Source organism: Actinoplanes subglobosus, assembly GCF_042650585.1.
In the GTDB taxonomy this organism is placed as follows: domain Bacteria; phylum Actinomycetota; class Actinomycetes; order Mycobacteriales; family Micromonosporaceae; genus Actinoplanes; species Actinoplanes subglobosus.
This window is the reverse complement of the sequence record NZ_JBHSBL010000019.1, coordinates 491,480-510,106: the sequence shown is the minus strand read 5'-3', so window position 1 is coordinate 510,106 and position 18,627 is coordinate 491,480. Positions and strand designations below refer to the sequence as shown.

At 70.6% G+C, this 18,627-nt stretch carries 18 protein-coding genes and 1 pseudogene; 11 read left to right on the top strand and 8 right to left on the bottom strand.

The window, feature by feature from the left end; genetic code table 11:
- Positions 1–50 precede the first annotated feature (50 nt).
- The 5 genes from ACFO0C_RS27780 to ACFO0C_RS27760 are packed head-to-tail and all read left to right on the top strand — an operon-like array spanning position 51 to position 5,098.
- Positions 51–548, top strand: coding sequence for a DUF6069 family protein (locus tag ACFO0C_RS27780; RefSeq protein WP_378069637.1), 498 nt, complete (start codon positions 51–53; stop codon positions 546–548).
- A 9-nt stretch (positions 549–557) separates the two neighbouring features.
- Positions 558–3,230 (top strand): cation-translocating P-type ATPase, encoded by a 2,673-nt coding sequence (locus ACFO0C_RS27775; RefSeq protein ID WP_378069636.1) that lies wholly within the window; start codon positions 558–560, stop codon positions 3,228–3,230.
- Entirely contained in the window at positions 3,227–3,601 is a 375-nt protein-coding gene (locus ACFO0C_RS27770; RefSeq protein WP_378069635.1) for a hypothetical protein, read from the top strand. The genes ACFO0C_RS27775 and ACFO0C_RS27770 overlap by 4 nt, the downstream gene beginning before the upstream one ends.
- Complete coding sequence (locus ACFO0C_RS27765; protein ID WP_378069634.1) at positions 3,598–4,101, top strand: RDD family protein; 504 nt, start codon at positions 3,598–3,600, stop codon at positions 4,099–4,101. The genes ACFO0C_RS27770 and ACFO0C_RS27765 overlap by 4 nt, the downstream gene beginning before the upstream one ends.
- Positions 4,070–5,098, top strand: a complete 1,029-nt coding sequence (locus ACFO0C_RS27760; RefSeq protein WP_378069633.1) for a carboxylate-amine ligase — start codon at positions 4,070–4,072, stop codon at positions 5,096–5,098. Before ACFO0C_RS27765 ends, ACFO0C_RS27760 begins: the two co-directional genes overlap by 32 nt.
- 73 nt (positions 5,099–5,171) lie before the next feature.
- On the opposite strand, the gene ACFO0C_RS27755 is transcribed toward ACFO0C_RS27760, so the two are convergent.
- The 3 genes from ACFO0C_RS27755 to ACFO0C_RS27745 are packed head-to-tail and all read right to left on the bottom strand — an operon-like array spanning position 5,172 to position 6,356.
- Complete coding sequence (locus tag ACFO0C_RS27755) at positions 5,172–5,465, bottom strand: SHOCT domain-containing protein (RefSeq protein ID WP_378069632.1); 294 nt, start codon at positions 5,463–5,465, stop codon at positions 5,172–5,174.
- Positions 5,466–5,471: 6 nt separating this feature from the next.
- Complete coding sequence (locus ACFO0C_RS27750; protein ID WP_378069631.1) at positions 5,472–5,927, bottom strand: DUF6325 family protein; 456 nt, start codon at positions 5,925–5,927, stop codon at positions 5,472–5,474.
- 9 nt (positions 5,928–5,936) lie between these two features.
- Positions 5,937–6,356: a DUF6325 family protein gene (locus ACFO0C_RS27745; RefSeq protein ID WP_378069630.1), complete on the bottom strand. Its 420-nt coding sequence runs from the start codon at positions 6,354–6,356 to the stop codon at positions 5,937–5,939.
- A 151-nt stretch (positions 6,357–6,507) separates the two neighbouring features.
- Between ACFO0C_RS27745 and ACFO0C_RS27740 the strand changes: the two genes are divergently transcribed.
- Complete coding sequence (locus tag ACFO0C_RS27740; RefSeq protein WP_378069629.1) at positions 6,508–7,938, top strand: hypothetical protein; 1,431 nt, start codon at positions 6,508–6,510, stop codon at positions 7,936–7,938.
- Here the strand turns inward: ACFO0C_RS27740 and ACFO0C_RS27735 are convergent.
- From ACFO0C_RS27735 to ACFO0C_RS27715, 5 genes are read right to left on the bottom strand one after another with little or no spacing between them, the layout of a single operon-like run.
- Entirely contained in the window at positions 7,878–9,275 is a 1,398-nt protein-coding gene (locus ACFO0C_RS27735; RefSeq protein ID WP_378069628.1) for a DUF2252 domain-containing protein, read from the bottom strand. The two genes, ACFO0C_RS27740 and ACFO0C_RS27735, sit on opposite strands and share 61 nt — an antisense overlap.
- Positions 9,272–9,766: a DUF1269 domain-containing protein gene (locus ACFO0C_RS27730; RefSeq protein ID WP_378069627.1), complete on the bottom strand. Its 495-nt coding sequence runs from the start codon at positions 9,764–9,766 to the stop codon at positions 9,272–9,274. The genes ACFO0C_RS27735 and ACFO0C_RS27730 overlap by 4 nt, the downstream gene beginning before the upstream one ends.
- Positions 9,729–10,847, bottom strand: coding sequence for an AI-2E family transporter (locus tag ACFO0C_RS27725; protein ID WP_378069626.1), 1,119 nt, complete (start codon positions 10,845–10,847; stop codon positions 9,729–9,731). The genes ACFO0C_RS27730 and ACFO0C_RS27725 overlap by 38 nt, the downstream gene beginning before the upstream one ends.
- Positions 10,848–10,866: 19 nt before the next feature.
- Positions 10,867–11,310: a DUF7144 family membrane protein gene (locus tag ACFO0C_RS27720; protein WP_378069625.1), complete on the bottom strand. Its 444-nt coding sequence runs from the start codon at positions 11,308–11,310 to the stop codon at positions 10,867–10,869.
- Positions 11,311–11,349: 39 nt separating this feature from the next.
- Positions 11,350–11,577 carry a hypothetical protein gene (locus tag ACFO0C_RS27715; protein WP_378069624.1) on the bottom strand — a complete coding sequence of 76 codons (228 nt, stop codon included), beginning with the start codon at positions 11,575–11,577 and terminating at the stop codon, positions 11,350–11,352.
- A 135-nt stretch (positions 11,578–11,712) separates the two neighbouring features.
- Here ACFO0C_RS27715 and ACFO0C_RS27710 point away from each other — a divergent pair, with 135 nt between their 5' ends.
- The 5 genes and pseudogenes from ACFO0C_RS27710 to ACFO0C_RS27690 all read left to right on the top strand — a co-directional run.
- Positions 11,713–12,207 (top strand): DUF1269 domain-containing protein, encoded by a 495-nt coding sequence (locus ACFO0C_RS27710; protein WP_378069623.1) that lies wholly within the window; start codon positions 11,713–11,715, stop codon positions 12,205–12,207.
- Positions 12,208–12,275: 68 nt separating this feature from the next.
- Positions 12,276–13,964: a SulP family inorganic anion transporter gene (locus ACFO0C_RS27705; RefSeq protein WP_378069622.1), complete on the top strand. Its 1,689-nt coding sequence runs from the start codon at positions 12,276–12,278 to the stop codon at positions 13,962–13,964.
- A gap of 29 nt (positions 13,965–13,993) precedes the next feature.
- Positions 13,994–16,669 carry an MGH1-like glycoside hydrolase domain-containing protein gene (locus ACFO0C_RS27700; RefSeq protein ID WP_378069621.1) on the top strand — a complete coding sequence of 892 codons (2,676 nt, stop codon included), beginning with the start codon at positions 13,994–13,996 and terminating at the stop codon, positions 16,667–16,669.
- Positions 16,666–18,135: an alpha-amylase gene (locus ACFO0C_RS27695; RefSeq protein WP_378069620.1), complete on the top strand. Its 1,470-nt coding sequence runs from the start codon at positions 16,666–16,668 to the stop codon at positions 18,133–18,135. The genes ACFO0C_RS27700 and ACFO0C_RS27695 overlap by 4 nt, the downstream gene beginning before the upstream one ends.
- Before the next feature lie 124 nt (positions 18,136–18,259).
- Positions 18,260–18,627 (top strand): annotated as a pseudogene (locus ACFO0C_RS27690) (LuxR C-terminal-related transcriptional regulator); the annotation flags it as partial.

Sequence of the window (18,627 nt, the reverse complement as noted above, 5' to 3'; positions counted from 1 at the left end):
GGGCGCGGCGACGCTCGGGACCGGCAAACCGTGTCTCCCGAGGAGGACTCATGTCCGGTATGAACACGCCCGGTGATCCCCGGCCGAGCCCGACCATCAACGGCGGGAAACTGTGGGCCGGCGGCGCGGCGACCGCGGCCGTCGCGGCACTGATCGCGATCGCCGGCATCCTGCTCGGCCGCGGCCTGTTCGGCATCGAGGTGCTGGCGCCGAAGGGGCAGGGTGTCTGGGGTGACGCCTCGACCGGCTGGTACGCCCTCGGTGCCGCCCTGTCCGCGCTGGCCGCCACCGGGCTGATCCACGTGCTGATCCTGACGACACCGCGCCCGATGCGGTTCTTCGGCTGGGTGATGGCGCTGGCCACGGTGGTGGCGATGCTGGCGCCGTTCGTGACCGAGGCCGCCCTGGGCGTGCGGATGTACACGGCCGGCCTGAACTTCGTGCTCGGCGTCGCGATCGGCTCGCTGGTCGCGGGCACGGCGAAGACCTCGATCGTCCCGGTGGCCCCGCGTCCCGCGCCGCGGCCCTACCCCCGCCCGTACCGGTAAGGAGAACCGATGGCCACGATGACCGAGCCGCCGGAGGCGCCCGCTTTCCATGTGCTGTCCGTCCCGGAGGCGCTCGAGGCCGAGAACGTCGACCGGCATCGCGGCCTCAGCCAGGAGGAGGTCGGCAGACGCCGGGAGAAGTTCGGCCCGAACCGCTTCGCCGAGGCGAAGAAGGAGCCCTGGTGGCGGTCCTTCGTCCGGCAGTACGCCGACCCGATGCAGATCGTGCTGCTGGCCGCCGGTATCGGCAGCCTGTACCCGCTCAAGCAGTACGGCACCGGCATCCTGCTGATCGCGTTGACCCTGCTCAACGCGGCCCTGGGCCTGCACCAGGAGGGCAAGGCCGCCGCGGCGATCGACGCACTTCAAAAGATGATGATCATCAAGGCGAGGGTACGGCGTGACGGCACCCTGATCGAGATCCCCGCCGAGGAGCTGGTGCCCGGCGACGTGGTCACGATGGAGGCCGGCGACGTGGTCCCGGCCGACGGGCGGCTGCTGCGCGCGGCCACCCTGGAGATCGACGAGTCGGCGCTGACCGGTGAGAGCCTGCCGGTGGCCAAGGACGTGGCCGCCGTCGCCTCGGCCGACACCGCGCTCGGTGACCGCTCCGACATGGCCTACATGAACACCAACGTGACCCGCGGCGCGGGAGAGCTGCTGGTCACCGCGACCGGTATGAACACCGAGGTGGGCCGGATCTCCGGCATGCTGCAGACGGAGAAGGACGCCGACACCCCGCTGACCCGGCAGCTCAGCAAGCTCACCAACCAGATCCTGCTGATCGCCGGGTTCGCCCTGCTCGCCTCGGTGATCATCAACCTGGCCCGGGGCAACGAGTTCGGCGTGGTCTTCACCGCCGCCGTCGCGTTCGCGGTGTCGGCGATCCCGACCGGTCTGCCGGCCGTGGTCACCACGATCCTGTCGCTGGGCACCCAGATGCTGGCGAAGTCGAACGCGATCGTGAAGCGGCTGCGGTCGACCGAGACCCTCGGTTCCACGTCGGCGATCAACTCCGACAAGACCGGCACGCTGACGCTCAACCAGATGACCGCGGTCGAGCTGACGATCCCGGGACGGCGGTACACGATCTCCGGCGGCGGCTACTCGACCGACGGCGTGATCAAGAAGGTCGCCGGTGATCCCGAGGTACCGCTGGAGGAGTACCTGCTGCCGATGATCCTCTGCTCGGACGCGGTGGTCCGGGACGGGACGATGATCGGCGACCCGACCGAGGGCGCGCTGGTCGTTCTCGCCGAGAAGGGCGGCCTGGACTCCGAGGCGTCCCGGGAACGCTTCCCGCGCCTGGCGGAACTGCCGTTCGACGCCGCCTACAAGCTGATGGCGACGTTCCACCGGATGACCACCGACGACGGACGCGAGGTGGTCCGCTGTTTCGTCAAGGGCGCCCCGGACCAGCTGCTGGCCCGCTGCGACGTCGCCGACGAGGACGCGGTGAAGTACCTGGCCGAGAACACCCGGCTCGCCCAGCAGGGCCTCCGGGTGCTGGCGACGGCCCGCAAGGACTTCGACCCGGACGACTTCGACCCGGGAGCCGATCTGCTGCCCCTGCTGGCCGGTCTGGAGCCGCTGGCCCTGGTCGGGATCGTCGACCCGCCCCGCCCGCAGGCACTGAAGGCGATCAAGGAGGCGCACTCCGCCGGCATCGAGGTCCGCATGATCACCGGTGACCACGCGGTCACCGCCGCGGCGATCGCCGGCAAGCTCGGCATCCGCGGGCGGGCGATCACCGGTGCCGAGTTCGGCGCGATGAGCGACGAGGAGGCCGACCGGGAGATCGACGGCATCGGTGTCATCGCCCGGGTCACCCCGGAGCACAAGGTACGCCTCGTCGAGGTCCTCAAACGCAAGGGCCACATCGTCGCGATGACCGGCGACGGCGTGAACGACGCGCCCGCCCTGAAGAAGGCCGACATCGGCATCGCGATGGGGATCACCGGAACCGAGGTGAGCAAAGAGGCCGCCGCGATGATCCTGACCGACGACGACTTCGCCACCATCGTCAAGGCCGTCGAGCTGGGCCGGGGCCTCTACGCGAACCTGAAGAAGTACATCTTCTTCCAGATGGGCGTGCTGGTCGGCATGATCATCACGTTCCTGGGGTCGAGTGTCTTCAACATCGCCGCGGGCGTGCCGTTCCTGCCGCTGCAGAGCCTGTGGCTGAACTTCACCACCCAGGTCTTCCAGTCCGTCGGTATCGGCTACGGCAAGGCCGAGTCGGACATCATGTCGCACAAGCCCCGCAAGTCCGACGAGCCGCTGCTGACCCGGGGCGCACTCGGCTGGCTCGGCTTCCTCGGCCTGGTGATGGGCGTGATCACACTGGTGGTCATCTGGTGGGCCGACGGCGAGTACGACCTGGACACCGGCCGCACCATGGGCCTGACCGCGTTCTCCATCGCCAACCTGGCCTTCTCCCTGACCGTGCGCAGCGACATCCGCTCGGTGTTCAGTCTGGAGACCTTCGGCGACAAGCGGTTCCTGATCACCACCGGCATGTCGGCGGCCGCGATCGTGCTGGCCACCGAGTTCGGGCTGTTCCAGAAGATCCTGGCGACCGTCAGCCTGGACACCGGCCAGTGGCTGATCTGCCTGCTCGCCGGCACCCTCGTGGTGGTGCCCACGGAGATCCGCAAGATCATGCTGCGGGGGCGGAAATGAGCTTCCCCGGTCTGCTCCAGTGGGGGGACGTGGCGATCGGAGCGCTGTCCCGCGCCGCCGAGGCGCTGGCCGACCAGAAGGAACTGGCCGAGCGTGGCGCCGCCCGCCGCAACCGCATGATGGACTCGCTGATCACCGCGATCGCGACGTCACCGCTGGTCGAAAGGGTCGTCGAGATCCAGCTCGACCGGGTGCTGGAACTGCTGGAACGCGAACCGGAGCGGATCCGCGCCCTGGTTCGCGGCCAGCGCGACAACATGGTCGGCGAGGTCGTCGGCCGGGTCCGGGCCGGTGCCGCCGCGGGCGACGACGCCGTGGACCGGCTGACCCTGCGCTGGACCCGCAACGGGAACACCGAGACACCGACGTGAACCCGTACGCCGGACTGGTCAGCCGGTCGGCGGCGTACGTGCTCGACGGCCTGATCGTGGCCGTGGTGGCCGGGGTGGCGACGCTGACCTTCGCGCTCGTCGCCTCGGTCCTCGGCAGTGAGGGCCGGGAGCTGGCTCGCATCGTGCTCTCGACCTATGTGGTGTTCCTGCCCACGTTCATGGCGCTGTACTGCGCGGGCTTCTGGATCCTGGCCGGCCGCACCCCGGGCCAGCTGGTGTTCGGGCTGCGGGTGGTGAACCGTGACGGCCGGCCGCCACGCCTGATCGCCGGGCTGATCCGGGCGCTGCTGCTGGCGTACCTGCCGGTCGTCGCGTTGTGGCTGCTCTTCGACCGCAGGCATCAGGGACTGCACGACAAGCTGGCCCGCACCACCGTCGTCCGGAGCTCACCCCGCGGGGATGACGCCTCCGGAACCTCTCTCGTCGCACCGTCAGAGGGTGCTGACCATGGGAGTCGAGGAAGAGTTCCTACTACTTGATCCGGACGGGGCGGTCGCACCGGCCGCCCCGGACGTCATGCGCCGCATCGGCCACGACGACCGCATCAAACCCGAGTACATGGCCTACCAGCTGGAGACGGCCACCTCCGTCTGCACCGGGCTCGACGAACTGCGCCAGGAGCTGACCCGGCTGCGGCTGACGGCTGCCGAAGCCGCCGAGAACGCCGGGGTCTACCTGGTCGCCAGCGGTGCCCCGCCGTTCCGGGCCGGCCCGCTGGACGCGCTCAGCAGCGAGGACCGTTACCGCGAACTCGCCGCCCGTTTCCCCGCGGCGACGGCGGCCGGCGGCACCTGCGGCTGCCACGTCCACATCGGCATCCCCGACCGGGAACTCGCCACCGCCGTCCTCTCCCGGATCCGGCCGTGGCTGCCCACCCTGCTCGCCCTCACCGTGAACTCGCCGGTGTCCGACGGCGACACCGGCTGGGCCAGTTTCCGCTATCAGAACCAGCTGTACTGGCCGACCTTCCGGCCGCCGGGGGTGTGGCCCAGCGCCGAGAGCTACGACCGGGAGGTCCGCTCCCTCGTCGACGCGGGCACCGCCGTCGACGTCTCCGGCATCTACTTCCTGGCCCGGCTGTCGGCCCGGTACCCGACGATCGAGGTCCGGGTCGCCGACACCGGTCTCAGCGTCGAGGACACCGTGCTGTTCGCCGGCGTCACCCGGGCCCTGGTCGCGACCCTGATCGACGACATCCGCCAGCGGGCCAAGGTGATGCCCGCGCCCGGCCACCGGGTCAGCGAGCAACTACTCGCGGCGGCCCGCAGCGGCACCGGACAGACCGCCCGGCTCCTCCAGAAGATCATCCCGCGGCTCGACGCGGCCGGCGACACCGGTGCGGTGCTCGCCGGCATCGAACGGCTCCGCCGCGAGGGAACCGGCGCGCAACGTCAGCGCCAGCTCTGGCAGAAGTACGGCCCGACCAGCGGATTCATCGGCGCGCTCGCCGCCGAGACGGTTCCCGCCCGGATCTGACCCCGGACACGGCGCACCGGCCACCGTGGCGGGCATGCACAACGGTGACCGGCGCGGGTCGGGGGAGTCCGGGTCAGGAGGCCAGGATCTTCGCCTTCTGCTGCTCGAACTCGGCTTCGGTGAGAACACCCTGTGCCTTCAGCTCACCCAGCTGCTTCAGCTGGTCGAGTTTCGCCGTCGTCGGATCGGGCTGCGGCACCGCCTCCTGCTCCGCGCCCTCCGGCCCGGCGTAGTACTGCTGTTCGGCGTACTGCTGCTCGGCCTGCCGCGACCAGCGGCCCGCCTGCCGGCGCGACACCCGGTTGGACACCGCGGTCGCCGTGCCGGCGATCACCGCGGTGCGGGCCACCCCACGAAGAAGTCCCATCCCCGATCACCTCCCACCCGCGGCCGAGGCGATCTCGGCCTCGGTCTCGGTCTCGTCCAGAGCCTGAATCAGCGCTTGTACGGGAATCCGCCCGCCCGCCACCAGATGGGCGCCGTTGCGCCGCAACCGGATGGCCAGCGGCGCCGCCCACGCGTTCTCGTAGACCATCACCACCGCCGCCGACCCGGTCTCCAGCACCGTCCCGGCCTGGCGCACGTCGTCACCGCCGAGGATCCCCGACGCCGCGCCGTGGAAGACCCCGAGCCCGGCCAGCTCGACGTCGCGCGCATCCAGCACCGTCACCGTCCCGTCGCGCTCCTTCCGCACGAACAGGATGTCCAGGATCCGGATGATCCCCCGATCGACGAGATCGACCAGCAGCGGGAACGCGCTCCCGTTGAGGCTCCCGTCGGGGAACTCCACGCACAGGTAGTCGACCGGCCCCATCTCTTGCAGTTCCATGCGATCTCCCTAGGTCAGCGAAGTCGCCATGACACGGCTGTGCCACGGCGCTCCCGGGATGTGGGTGAGGGCCAGGATGCTTCCGCTGGAGGCGGCCACCGGCCCGGCCAGGTCCTGGACCCAGCGGTGCTCCAGCAGAACGGCGAGGGCGTCGGTCTGTTCGTCGACCATCCCCGCCACCTCGTCGATGTCCGATTCGGTGATGAGCCCGCTGGCCAGCCGGGCCATCTGCCGGTCGCCGCGCAGGCAGGGGAGCTCGGTCAGCTCCACCGTGCACGCACCACCGGCCGCATCGGTGCGGATCACCAGCGCGTCGACGACGCGCATCTCGCCCGCTGTGGCCAGCAGGGCGAGCGTCGCGCGGACACCCTCACCGAGCCGGTCCGCGGGAAACGACAACACCATCAGTTCGAGCGGCCCCAATGCCATGCGACCAGCCTGCTGGGCGGCGGCGGCCGGAACGTCATCCGCCGCGGATGAGTCTCGGCGGGCGCCGGCGGGCGTTCATCCGCACCGGATGAGGCTGCCACCGGCCGGTTCCGGGAGCGTCGACGAGGAATCCGCCCAGCTAGGAGGATCGATGACGAGTCAGTCGACCGCCGGGCCCGGAGCGCCCTTGGAGACGGCCCCCGGCCCCGTGGAGGAGACCGCGCCGCCGGTGGACACGACGTCCGTACCCGATGGGTCCGTCCCTGATGAGGAGGTGGAGCGGCTGCGAGCGGAAGTGGCCGCATTGCGGGAGCAGCTGGAAGTGCGGCGCCGGAGGCGGCCGGGAAGTGTCGCGGTCCGGAGCGCGCTGGCCGCCGTGCTCGCCGCCCTGGCCGCGTTCGCCCTGGTCACCAGTGTGGTGGGGCTGTGGGCGGCGCGGACGACGCTGAACACCGACCGGTGGGTGGCGACCGTCGCGCCGCTGCCGCAGGATCCGCGGGTGAACGCGGCGGTGGCGCAGTACGCGACGGCCGAGGTGTTCCGCGTGCTGAACGTGGAGCAGCGGCTGCGCGACGTGCTGCCGCAGCAGGCGGCGTTCGCCGCCGGGCCGATCGCCGGGCAGCTACGTGAGCAGGTCCGCGCCACCGTCGTGAAGATCATGGACAGTGACCGTTTCCAGGCCATCTGGGTGGAGGTCAACCGGCGGGTCCACCAGCGGGTCCTGGCCGTCATCGAGGGCACCAGCACGGTCGTCATCGCCGGTGAGGACCACATCCGGATCGACCTGCTGCCGCTGATCAACCAGGTGTTGCGGGAGCTGAGCGACCAGTTGCCGACGCTGTTCGGCAAGCAGGTGTCGCTGCCCGACCTGAGCAGTGGCGCCATCCCGGAGAACCTGCGGCTGCGGGTCGAGGAGGCCGTCGGGGTCAGCCTGCCGGCGAATTTCGCGCAGTTCACCGTCTACGACTCGGGGCAGCTGTGGCAGGCTCAGCAGGCGGTCGCCGCGGCCAAACGCAATCTGCTGCTGTTCACCGGCGGCACGATCCTGTTGCTGATCGCCGCGTTCGTGGTGTCGCCGCGCCGGCGCAGAACAGCCGTGCAGTTCGGGATCTGGCTGGTGGTGGCATCGGTGGCGATCACCGCGCTGCTGCGGGCGGTGCGCGGGCAGATCCTCGCCGAGGTGCCGGCCGGTACCTATCGCGACGGGGTGGACGCGGCGATGACCACGGTGTTCAGTCTGCTGCGTACCCGGGGAGAGCAGTTGATCTGGATCGGCGCGGCGATCGCGGCGCTGGCCTGGCTGGTCGGGCCGGGACGGTTCCCGGTGTGGTTGCGCGGCGCGGTCCGGCGGGGTGCGGTGTACCTGTGGGGCAGGGCCGCGGTGGGGGTGCGGCGGGCGCCCGGCTTCATCACCGGGCACCTCGACGCGGTCCGGATCGGCGGGCTGGTCGTCGCGGCGGTCCTCGCCCTGATCCTGTCGTCCTGGATCTCACTGCTGGTGATCGCGGTGCTGCTGGCGGCCTACGAGGTCGCGGTGACGCTGATCGCGCGTCCGGGCGACGCGGCGGCGAAGGCGGCGTGATCGGCCTCGGTCTGATCGGCGTACGCCTCGGCGAACGGCACCAGAGCCTTCTCGAACCGTTCACCGGACCCCAGATAGGCGGCGATCGCGATGCGGTCGCCGCCTCGGGCGTGGGCCCGGGCGAGCGTCCACCCGCACAGCCGGCCGTAGGTGTCCAGCCCTTCCGGATCCATCGAGGCGATGTCGGCGCCGCCCTTCCAGTCGCGCAGCTGGCGTACGTAGAAGTCGCGGTGCTGCCCGTCGATGCCCTCGGCGCTGTGCCAGCCCAGGAAGATGTCGCTGGCCGCCTGGAGGATCCGCTGGCCGGAGACGACCCGGCGGCCGTCGCTGTCCCAGTCCGGTACCGGCACCGGGCCGACCCGGCCCGCCAGGACCGACGGCCCGGCCTCCTTGACCTGCAGCAGCAGCGGGTCGCCGTCGTCGCGGCCGGTCAGCAGGACCACCCAGCAGCGGGTGCCGACACTGCCGACGCCGACGACCTTGCGGGCCAGGTCGACGAACTCGAACGCGTCGAACAGGTGCCGCCGGTCGTCGGCGAGGCTCTGCCGGTACCCGGCCAGCAGCTCACGGATCTGGTCCTCCAGCAGCTTGCGGGCGACCCCGGGCATCAGTTCGGCGATCGGCACCAGTAGCGGCGGGTCGCTGGCCAGCCGCCGGCGGTCGCCGTCGAGGACGGTCAGCTTGTGGTACGCCTGCAGGCTGTCACGGGTGCGTGCCTTCGCCCCGGCCGCGTCGAAACGCCGGCCGCGCTGCCCGGTCAGTCGTCCCCGCAGTTCGTCGACGTCGGCGCGGGCGTACCAGACGTCCAGCTCGCGCATGGCGGCGAACTCGCGCATCGCCTCCCGGTATCGGCGGGCCGCGGCCTGCACGACCACCGCCCGCTGACGTCGTTTGAAGCCGTTCTCCCGCCCGGCCAGCGCCAGGCTGGCGACGAGGCGTTTGAGGTCCCACTCCCACGGGCCCGGATAGGACTCGTCGAAGTCGTTGAGGTCGAAGACCAGCCGGCGTTCCGGTGACGCGTACACCCCGAAGTTGAGCAGGTGGGCGTCACCGCAGAGGCGGCTGAGCAGTCCGGTCGACGGTGCGGCCGCCAGGTCGGCGGCCATCGTCACGGCGGCGGCGCGGTAGAACGTGAACGGTGAGACGGACATCCGTTCGTGCCGCAGCGGCAGCAGTTCCGGCACCCGGCCCTGCTCCTGCTCGCGGAGCAGGGCGACCGGGTCGGGCCGGTCGACGGCCGGGGTGAACTCGGCGTGCCCGTCCAGGGGCATCCGGTCGCGGGCCGCCTTCCCGGCCGCGGCGCGCGCGGCCGGGTCGCGCGGGGTCGCGCTCGTCACGGGTTGCCGCCACTGAACGTGTCGAGCAGGATCTCCCGCTCCCCGTCGGTCAGGTTGGTGGCGATCAGTTTCTTGTGCAGCCCGTGGAACCGTTCACCGAGGCGGTCCAGGTTGCCGTGGTCGGTGACCAGGAACAGCGCGGAGGTGCCCTCGGTGACCTCGGCCCGGATCGTCTCCAGCTGGTCGCGGTCGATGCCGGTGCCCTCGGTCGCCTTGACCAGGGCGCCGATGCCGGCACCGACCGCGGCACCGGCGACCGGCACCAGGAACAGTCCACCGATGACGATGCCCCAGAAGGCACCCCAGCCGGTGTACCGGTGTCCCGCTTCGTGCTCGTGGTGGGTCTCGGGCTTCGCGGCGCCGTGCGGCCAGGTGACCACCGCGTAGTCCACGACCTTCACCAGGCCCTCGGCCTCGGCCTGCTTGATGATGTAGGCGGCACGTTCCGCCCGCTCAACTTCGTCGAACTTCCATACCGTGAACGTGGTCATGGCCGTCATCGTCGGCCGGGGGCGAGGGCGGCGCCTCATCCCCGGCGGGCGAGGGCGGCTCCGGCGCGGCACCGCCCAGCAGGCTGTTCACCCACCGGGTCGACGGGTCGATGTCGATGAGCAGGCCCTTGGCGAACAGGGTCAGCGGGATCGCCAGCAGCGCGCCGAGCGCGCCCAGCACCCAGCCCCAGAAGATCAGGGAGAGGAAGGTGACCGTCGCCGACAGGCCCACCTCGTCGCCGACGATCTTCGGCTGGATCACCGACTGGATGATGAAGTTGACGACACAGTAGAGGGCGATCACCCACAGCATCAGTTCCGGTCCGCCCTCCAGCAGGCCGAGCAGGGCCGGCGGGATCACGCCGATGATGAAGCCGATGTTCGGGATGTAGTTGGTGATGAACGACAGCAGCCCCCACAACAGCGGCAACGGGATGCCCAGCCACCACAGCAGCGCCGTGTCGAACGCCGCGACGATCAGCCCGAACACGGTCGTGATCAGCAGGTAGCGGCGGGTGCCGGCGGCGAACGTGTGCAGAGCGGTGACGACCTGCGGCCGGTCGGTCACCGCGGCCGCCATCCGGGCCGGGAAATCGACAGCGTCCAGGCACATGAACAGCAGGACCGCGAGCAGGAACAGCGAGTTGCCGACGGCGCCGGCCAGCCCGCCGAAGAGGGCCTCGACGAACCGGGCGAACGTGCCCGGCTCCAGCCCGGACATCGCCGACCGCATCTGCTCCACGTCGACGCCGAGCCCGCCGAGACCGGTGGCCAGGTCGTCGCGCAGGTTCGCGAACTTGTCCTGGTACTCCGGCAGCAGGTCGATCAGCCGGCCCAGCGACACCGCCAACGCGCCGCCGAGCGCGAACAGACCCAGGTAGACGGTGACGATGGTGACCGTCGCGGCCAGCCAGACCGGCGCGCCGCGACGGCGCAGCCAGCCCGTGAGCGGGCTGACCGTCACCGTCAGCATCAGCGCAAGGAACACCGGCCCGACCAGCTCCGCGACGGCGCGCATCCCGCCCACGACCACGACCAGGCAGGCCGTGCCGAGCAGGACCAGCACACCGCGTGGCAGCATGGCCGGGCCGGTTCCTTCGTCAGGCCTTGACCTCACGGCCGTGGGCGGTGAGGGCGTAGATGATCAGGACGTCCATGGCGATCACGATGACGGACCAGATCGGGTACGCCGGCAGGAACGCCAGGTTCACCAGCGCGCTGAAGACGGCGACGATGATGCCGACCACCCGGGCCCACATCTGGCCGGCCAGGATGCCGAGGCCGGTGGCGATCGCGATCAGGCCGATGGTCAGGTGCGTCCAGCCGTAGGTGTCGAAGTCGACCGGAACCACCAGACCGCTCTTCGTGGTCAGGTAGAACTCGTCGCGGAACAGGGCGATCACTCCCTCGACCGCCTGGAACGAGCCGAGCATCAGCAGCATGACGCCGGCGAACACCACCATCCCCACCCAGCCGGAGGGCTGACGAGGGCTCGGCGGCACGTACGGGTCCTCGTAGGACTTCCGCGCCTCGGTGTCGGTCATGGTTTTCTCCCTAGTCAGGGGTCGGTCGTTGCGGGTCGATCATGTGGCCGGGCGGTGGGCGGGCACGCCATCCGTGACGGATGAAACGCACACCACCTCGACTCCGGACCGGTCCAGCCGGGTCAGCAACCGCTCCAGATCGGCGTCGGAGAGCCGTCCGCGGATGGTGCTCTGCAGTGGTAGTGCCCGGCAGCGCAGGTCGCCGAGCGCCCGGCGGAGCAGTGGCCCGAGAAACCCCCGGATCCGGATCTCGTAGCGCTCGTACATGGCGGCTCTCCTCTCGTCTGCGTCGAGACTCGCGGGCGGCCGGTCCGTATACCTCCTCCCACAGGGATGAGGACCACCGATGCTCTCCCGTGGCTGACTGATCGGGACTTCGAAGGGCACGGAAGGAGATGTGACATGGCAACACTGGTCGCCATCGGGTACCCCGACGAGACCACGGCCACGGCCGCCTCACTGGAGGCGAACCGCCTGGCCAAGGACCTGATCATCCAGCCGGACGCGATCGCTGTGATCATCCGGGACCGCGAGGGCAAGTTCCACGTCACCACGAACCATCACGCCGTGGCCGGCGGCACGACGTGGGGCATGTTCTGGGGCCTGCTGTTCGGGATGTTGTTCTTCATCCCGATCCTCGGCATGGCGGTCGGTGCGGGTCTCGGCGCGCTCACCGGCAAGCTGGCCAAGGGCGCGATCAACAAGGAGTTCCAGGAGCGGATCCGGGACGAGCTGCAGCCCGGTACGTCGGCGCTGTTCCTGGTCGTCGAAGCGGTCACGCCGGACAAGGCCGTCGCGGCGCTCGCGCAGTTCGGCGGCACCGTCCTGAAGTCGTCGCTGCCGAAGGAGACCGAGGCGGAGCTGCAGGACGCGCTGCACGGCGGCGAGCAGAAGTAACGTCCGCGGTACGTTCTGGACGCCGCCCGGGAGCCCCGGGCGGCGTCCCTCGTCTGGTGGAGGTGAACATGGCGGTCGCCGACCTGATCCCGGGGGTACGGGTGCTCGCCGGTTACCGGCGCGAGTGGCTCCCGAAGGACGTGGTGGCCGGTGTCGTGCTGACCACGTTGCTGGTGCCGCAGGGGATGGCGTACGCGGAGCTGGCCGGGCTGCCGGCGATCACCGGCCTGTACACGTCGGTGCTGTGCCTGCTGGCGTACGCGGTCTTCGGCCCGTCCCGGATCCTGGTGCTCGGCCCGGACTCGTCGCTGGGCCCGATGATCGCGGCGGTGCTGCTGCCGCTGGTCGTGGCCGACGGTGATCCGGCCAAGGCGGTGGCGCTGGCGTCGGTGCTGGCGCTGATGGTCGGGGCGATGCTGACCGTCGCGGCGGTGGCGAAGCTGGGTTTCGTGGCCGATCTGCTGTCACGGCCGACCCAGCTCGGCTATGTCAACGGGCTGGCGCTGACGATCCTGATCGGGCAGTTGCCCAAGCTGTTCGGGTTCTCCACCGACGGCGAGGGCCTGATCGGTGAGACCGTGGCGTTCGTGCGCGGGGTGGCCGCCGGCGAGACCGTCCCGGCGGCGCTGGCGATCGGCGTGAGCGGGCTGGTGGTGATCCTGGCGCTGCGCAGGTGGGCGCCGAAGGTGCCGGGCATCCTGGTGGCGGTGCTGGGCGCGATCGCGGCGACGGTGTGGCTGGGCCTGGAGGGCCGGGGCGTGAGTGTGGTCGGGCCGCTGCCGCAGGGGTTCCCGCCGTTCACCGTCCCGAGCGTCGAGTGGTCGGAGCTGGGGCTGCTGGCGGCCGGGGCGCTGGGTATCACGCTGGTCTCGGTGACCGACACGATCTCGACGGCGTCGACGTTCGCCGCCCGGACCGGGCAGGAGGTGCGGGGCAACCAGGAGATGATCGGTATCGGGGCGGCGAACCTGGCGGCGGGCCTGTTCCAGGGCTTCCCGGTCAGCACCAGCGGGTCGCGGACCGCGGTGGCCGAGAGCGCGGGGGCGCGTAGCCAGGTGACCGGGGTGGTCGGGGCGGCGGCGATCACGCTGCTGCTGGTCCTGGTGCCGGGGCTGTTGAAGGATCTGCCGCAGCCGATGCTGGCCGCGGTGGTGATCGCGGCGTCGCTGTCGCTGGCCGACGCGGCCGGGATGCGGCGGTTGTGGCGGCAGCGGCGGGTGGAGTTCGCACTCGCGACGGCGGCGTTCCTCGGGGTGGCGCTGTTCGGTGTGCTGCCGGGCATCGCGGTGGCGGTGGGTCTGTCGGTGCTGAACGTGTTCCGCCGGGCGTGGTGGCCTTACCACACGGTGCTCGGGCGGGCCGACGGTGTCGCCGGCTTCCATGACGTGCGGTCCTATCCGGATGCCGCGCTGACGCCGGGGCTGGTGCTGTTCCGGTTCGACGCGCCGCTCATCTTCGCGAACGCACGGACGTTCCGGGACGAGATCCGGCACCTGGCCCGCACCGAGCCGGCGCCGGAGTGGATCGTGGTGGCGGCCGAGCCGATCACCGACATCGACACCACGGCCGCAGACATGCTGGAGGATCTCGACGAGGAGCTGAACGCGAAGGGGATCTCGCTGGTCTTCGCGGAGATGAAGACGCCGGTGCGGACGAAGATCGACCGGTACAAGCTGACCCGCACCATCGATCCGGCACACTTCTATCCCACGATCGAGGACGCGGTAGCCGCTTTTCATCCGCGCCGGAGGACGTAGCCGGAGGGCGCCGGGCCGAGCCTGACCGCATGGCCATCAACGAAGCGAGCGCCGAGCAGAGGCGTCTGCGTGACGCCGACAGTGCCGCCGTGCCCTGGCGGCGCTGGGGACCGTACCTCAGTGAACGGCAGTGGGGGACGGTCCGTGAGGACTACAGCCCGGGCGGGGACGCCTGGGACCACCTGAGTCACGATGCCGCCCGCTCCCGGGCGTACCGGTGGGGTGAGGACGGCATCGGCGGGTTCAGCGACGACCAGCAGGCGCTGTGCCTGGCGGTGGCGCTGTGGAACGGCCGGGACCCGATCCTCAAGGAGCGGTTCTTCGGCCTGACCAATCAGGAGGGCAACCACGGCGAGGACGCCAAGGAGTACTGGTTCTACGTCGACGCCACGCCCACCCATTCCTACCAGCGGATGGTCTACAAGTACCCGCACGCCGCGTTCCCGTACGAGGACCTGGTCGCTACCAACCGGTCCCGGGGGCGGGAGGACTTCGAGTACGAGCTGCTCGACACCGGGATCTTCGCCGGGGACCGGTACTTCGACGTGGAGATCGAGTACGCGAAGGCGGGGCCGGAGAACCTGCTGGGCCGGATCACCGTGCACAACCGCGGGCCGGAGGCGGCGTCGCTGCGGCTGCTGCCGACGATGTGGTTCCGCAACACGTGGTCGTGGGACCGGCCCGAGCCGAAACCGGTGATCCGGGCCCGGCCCGAGGGCGTCGAGGCCGTCCATCATCGTCTCGGCGCGCGCTGGTTCACCGTGCTGAACGACGGGCCGCTGCTGTTCACCGAGAACGAGTCGGCCGGGACCGGCCGGTACGTCAAGGATGCCTTCGACCGGTACGTGGTGCAGGGCGACACCGCGGCGGTGAACCCGGACGGCGTGGGCACGAAGGCCGCCGCGCTGGTGACGCTGGACATCCCGGCCGGCGGATCGGCGGTGGTCCGGTTCCGGCTGGCCGAGGCGCCGCCCGCGGACACCGATCCGGAGGCTTTCGACCGGGTGGTGGACCAGCGGCGGGCCGAGGCCGACGACTTCTACCGGGAGCTGCTGGCCCCGCAGCTGGGCGACGACGAGCGTCAGGTGGTACGGCAGGCGCTGGCCGGGATGCTGTGGAGCAAGCAGTACTTCGGTTACGACGTGGAGCGCTGGCTGACCGGGCACGGCCGGGATCCGCTGGCCTCGCGGGGCACCCGTAACGGCGAGTGGTTCCACATGATCTGCAACGACGTCATCTCGATGCCGGACAAGTGGGAGTACCCCTGGTTCGCCGCGTGGGATCTGGCGTTCCAGTCGATCGCGCTGGCGCTGGTCGACGTGGGGTTCGCCAAGGACCAGCTGAACCTGCTGCTGGGCCGGCGCTATCTGCATCCCAGCGGGCAGATCCCGGCGTACGAGTGGAACTTCTCCGACGTGAACCCGCCGGTGCACGCCTGGGCCACCTATCTGGTCTACGAGCTCGACAAGTCCCGCAACGGCGCCGGTGACCAGGCCTGGCTGGAGTCGATCTTCCACAAGCTGGCGAAGAACTTCACCTGGTGGGTCAACCGCAAGGACCACGACGGCAACAACGTGTTCCAGGGCGGGTTCCTCGGGCTGGACAACATCGGCGTCTTCGACCGGAGCGCGCCGCTGCCCACCGGCGGTTACCTGGATCAGGCCGACGGGACGGCGTGGATGGCGCTGTACTGCCAGAGCATGCTGTCGATCGCGCTGGAACTGTCCCAGCAGGACCCGGTCTATCTGGAGCAGGCGCAGGCGTACTTCGAGCATTTCGCCTGGATCGCGGTGGCGGTCAACCGGGAGGCCGGCGGGGCGGCTATGTGGGACGAGGAGGACGGCTTCTTCTACGACCTGCTGCGGCTGCCGGACGGCAGCGCGCAACGACTTCCGGTCCGGTCCCTGGTGGGCCTGCTGCCGCTGGCGGCGGTGACGGTGTACGAGACCGCGCTGACCTCCCGCCATCCGCAGTTGATCGAGGGCGTCCAGGATTTCGTGAACCGGCACCCGAGCGTCAGTTCGGTGCTGTCGCGCGGCCGTGTCACCGGGCGGCACGGTGAGCACCTGCTGGCGCTCTTCGACGAGACCCGGTTGCGGCGCATCCTGACCCGGCTGCTGGACGAGGAGGAGTTCCTCAGCCCGTACGGCATCCGCTCGCTGTCCCGGTACCACCGGGACCATCCGTTCGAGTTCCGGGTCGGCGGGAGCACGTTCTCGGTCGGCTACCAGCCGGCCGAGTCGGACAGTGCGATGTTCGGTGGCAACTCCAACTGGCGCGGGCCCGTCTGGTTCCCGGCGAACGTGCTGGTCATCCGGGCCCTGATGAATCTGTACGTGGGATACGGCGACGATTTCACGGTGGAGTGCCCGACCGGCTCCGGGGTGAAGATGACGCTCTTCGAGGTGGCCCGGGAGATCTCCGACCGGCTCACCCGGATCTTCCTGCCCGGCCCGGGTGGTGGCCGCCCGGTCCACGGCGGCCAGGACGTCTTCGCCTCCGAGCACTGGCGTGACCTGATCACGTTCAGTGAGTACTTCCACGGCGACAACGGGGCCGGCCTGGGTGCCGCCCACCAGACCGGCTGGACCGGCCTGGTCGCCGTCTTCCCCAACGTGTTCGCCGGCCTGACCGGCATGCACCTGCTCGACCACGGCATGACCGGGGTCCTGCGGGCGACCGTGACCGAGGAGGAGCAGGGATGAGCAGTGGCTGGCCGTCGGCGCCGTCGGTCTACGAGATCTTCGCCTGGCCGTGGCTGACCGGTCTGGGCGCGCGGTTCGGCCGGGACGTGACGCTCGGCGACGTGCCCGCGGAGGTGTGGGACGAGATCGCCGTACCGGGGGTGGACGCGGTCTGGTTGATGGGTGTCTGGGAACGCAGCCCGGCCGGTCTGGCGCTGGCCCGGACGAACGAGGAGCTGCAGCGGTCGTTCCGCCAGGCGCTGCCGGACGTGCGGCACGCCGACGTGGTGGGTTCGCCGTACTGTGTGCGCCGCTACCGGGTGGACGCCCGGCTGGGCGGCCCGTCCGGGCTGGCCGAGGCCCGCTCCCAGTTGCGGGCCCGTGGGGTGCGGCTGGTCCTCGACTATGTGCCCAACCACGTGGCCCCGGACCATCCGGCGACCGCCGATCACCCGGAGTGGTTCGTCCAGGGGACCGAGGAGGATCTGCGGCGTGATCCGCGGGGCTGGTTCACCGTCGGCGGGCGGGTGCTGGCGCACGGCCGTGACCCGTACTTCCCGCCGTGGCCGGACGTGGCCCAGCTCAACGCGTTCGATCCGGGGCTGCGCGAGGTGACGGCGGCGGTGCTGGCCGACATCGGCGACCAGTGCGACGGTGTCCGCTGCGACATGGCGATGCTGCTGACCAACGAGGTGTTCGCCCGGACCTGGGGCCCGCACGCGGGTCCGGCGCCGGCCGAGGAGTTCTGGCCCCTCGTGCTGGGGAAGGTGCGGGAACGGCACCCGGATCTGGTGATGATCGCCGAGGCCTACTGGGACATGGAGTGGACGCTGCAGCGGCAGGGGTTCGACTTCTGCTACGACAAGCGGCTCTACGACCGGCTGGCCGGTGAGGACGCCGAGGCGCTGCGCAAGCACCTGGCCGCCGACCGGGACTATCAGGACGGGCTGATCCGGTTCCTGGAGAACCACGACGAGCCGAGGGCGGCGGCGACCCTGCCGGGCGGGCGGGGCCGGGCCGCGGCGGTGGCGATCGCCACGCTGCCGGGGGCCACGCTGTGGCACGACGGGCAGTTCTCCGGGCGGCGTACGCGTCTGCCGGTCTTCCTGGCCCGTTTCCCGGACGAGCCGGTCGACGAGGATCTGGTGTCCTTCCACCACCGGCTGCTGTCGGTGGCCGACGGGCTCCGCGCGGGGGAGTGGCGGATGCTGGAGACCCGGGGCTGGCCGGACAACCAGAGCCATCGGGAGCTGCTGGCCTGGGCGTGGCACGACGAGACGCCCGGCAGCCTGGTGGTGGTCAACTTCAGTGACCGCCCGGCGCAGGCCCGGATCGAGCTGCCCTGGCCGGGGCTGGCGGGCCGGTCGTGGCGGCTCACCGATCAGCTGGACGGGCAGGTCTTCGAGCGGGACGGAGACGAGCTGGCGGGCAGTGGTCTCTACATCGATCTTTCGCCCTGGGGGACGCATGTAGTGACGTTCCGTTAACACCAAAGACACTCAGGGTCATCGGACTATCCGATCCGGACGATGTGCGGCCCCGATGGCACGACGAGTCTGAACGAGGAGATCGAACAGGCGGCCATCGGAGGTAGCCAACGTGTCCATCGACATGATCACTGACTCGGACAGTTCCCTTCTCACCTCCAAGTTCGCCGTCCCGGAGGCGCCGCCCTTCATGGTCACCCGGCCGGGCCTGCTCGACCGGGTGACCGAGGGGGTGCGCGGGCCGGTGACCGTGATCACCGGGCTGGCCGGCAGCGGCAAGACGCAGCTGCTGGCCTCCTGGGCCCGGGCCGCCGCGGTGGACTGGCCGGTGGCCTGGATCACCCTGGAGAACGGCGACGAACAGCTCCCCACCTTCTGGGGGTACGTGGTGGAGGGGTTGCGCCGGTCCGGAGTGGAGGTGCCGGCGGTCACCGGGGGCGTCGTGACCCGCGGCTTCCTCGGCCGGCTGGCCGGCGCCGTCGAGGAGCACCC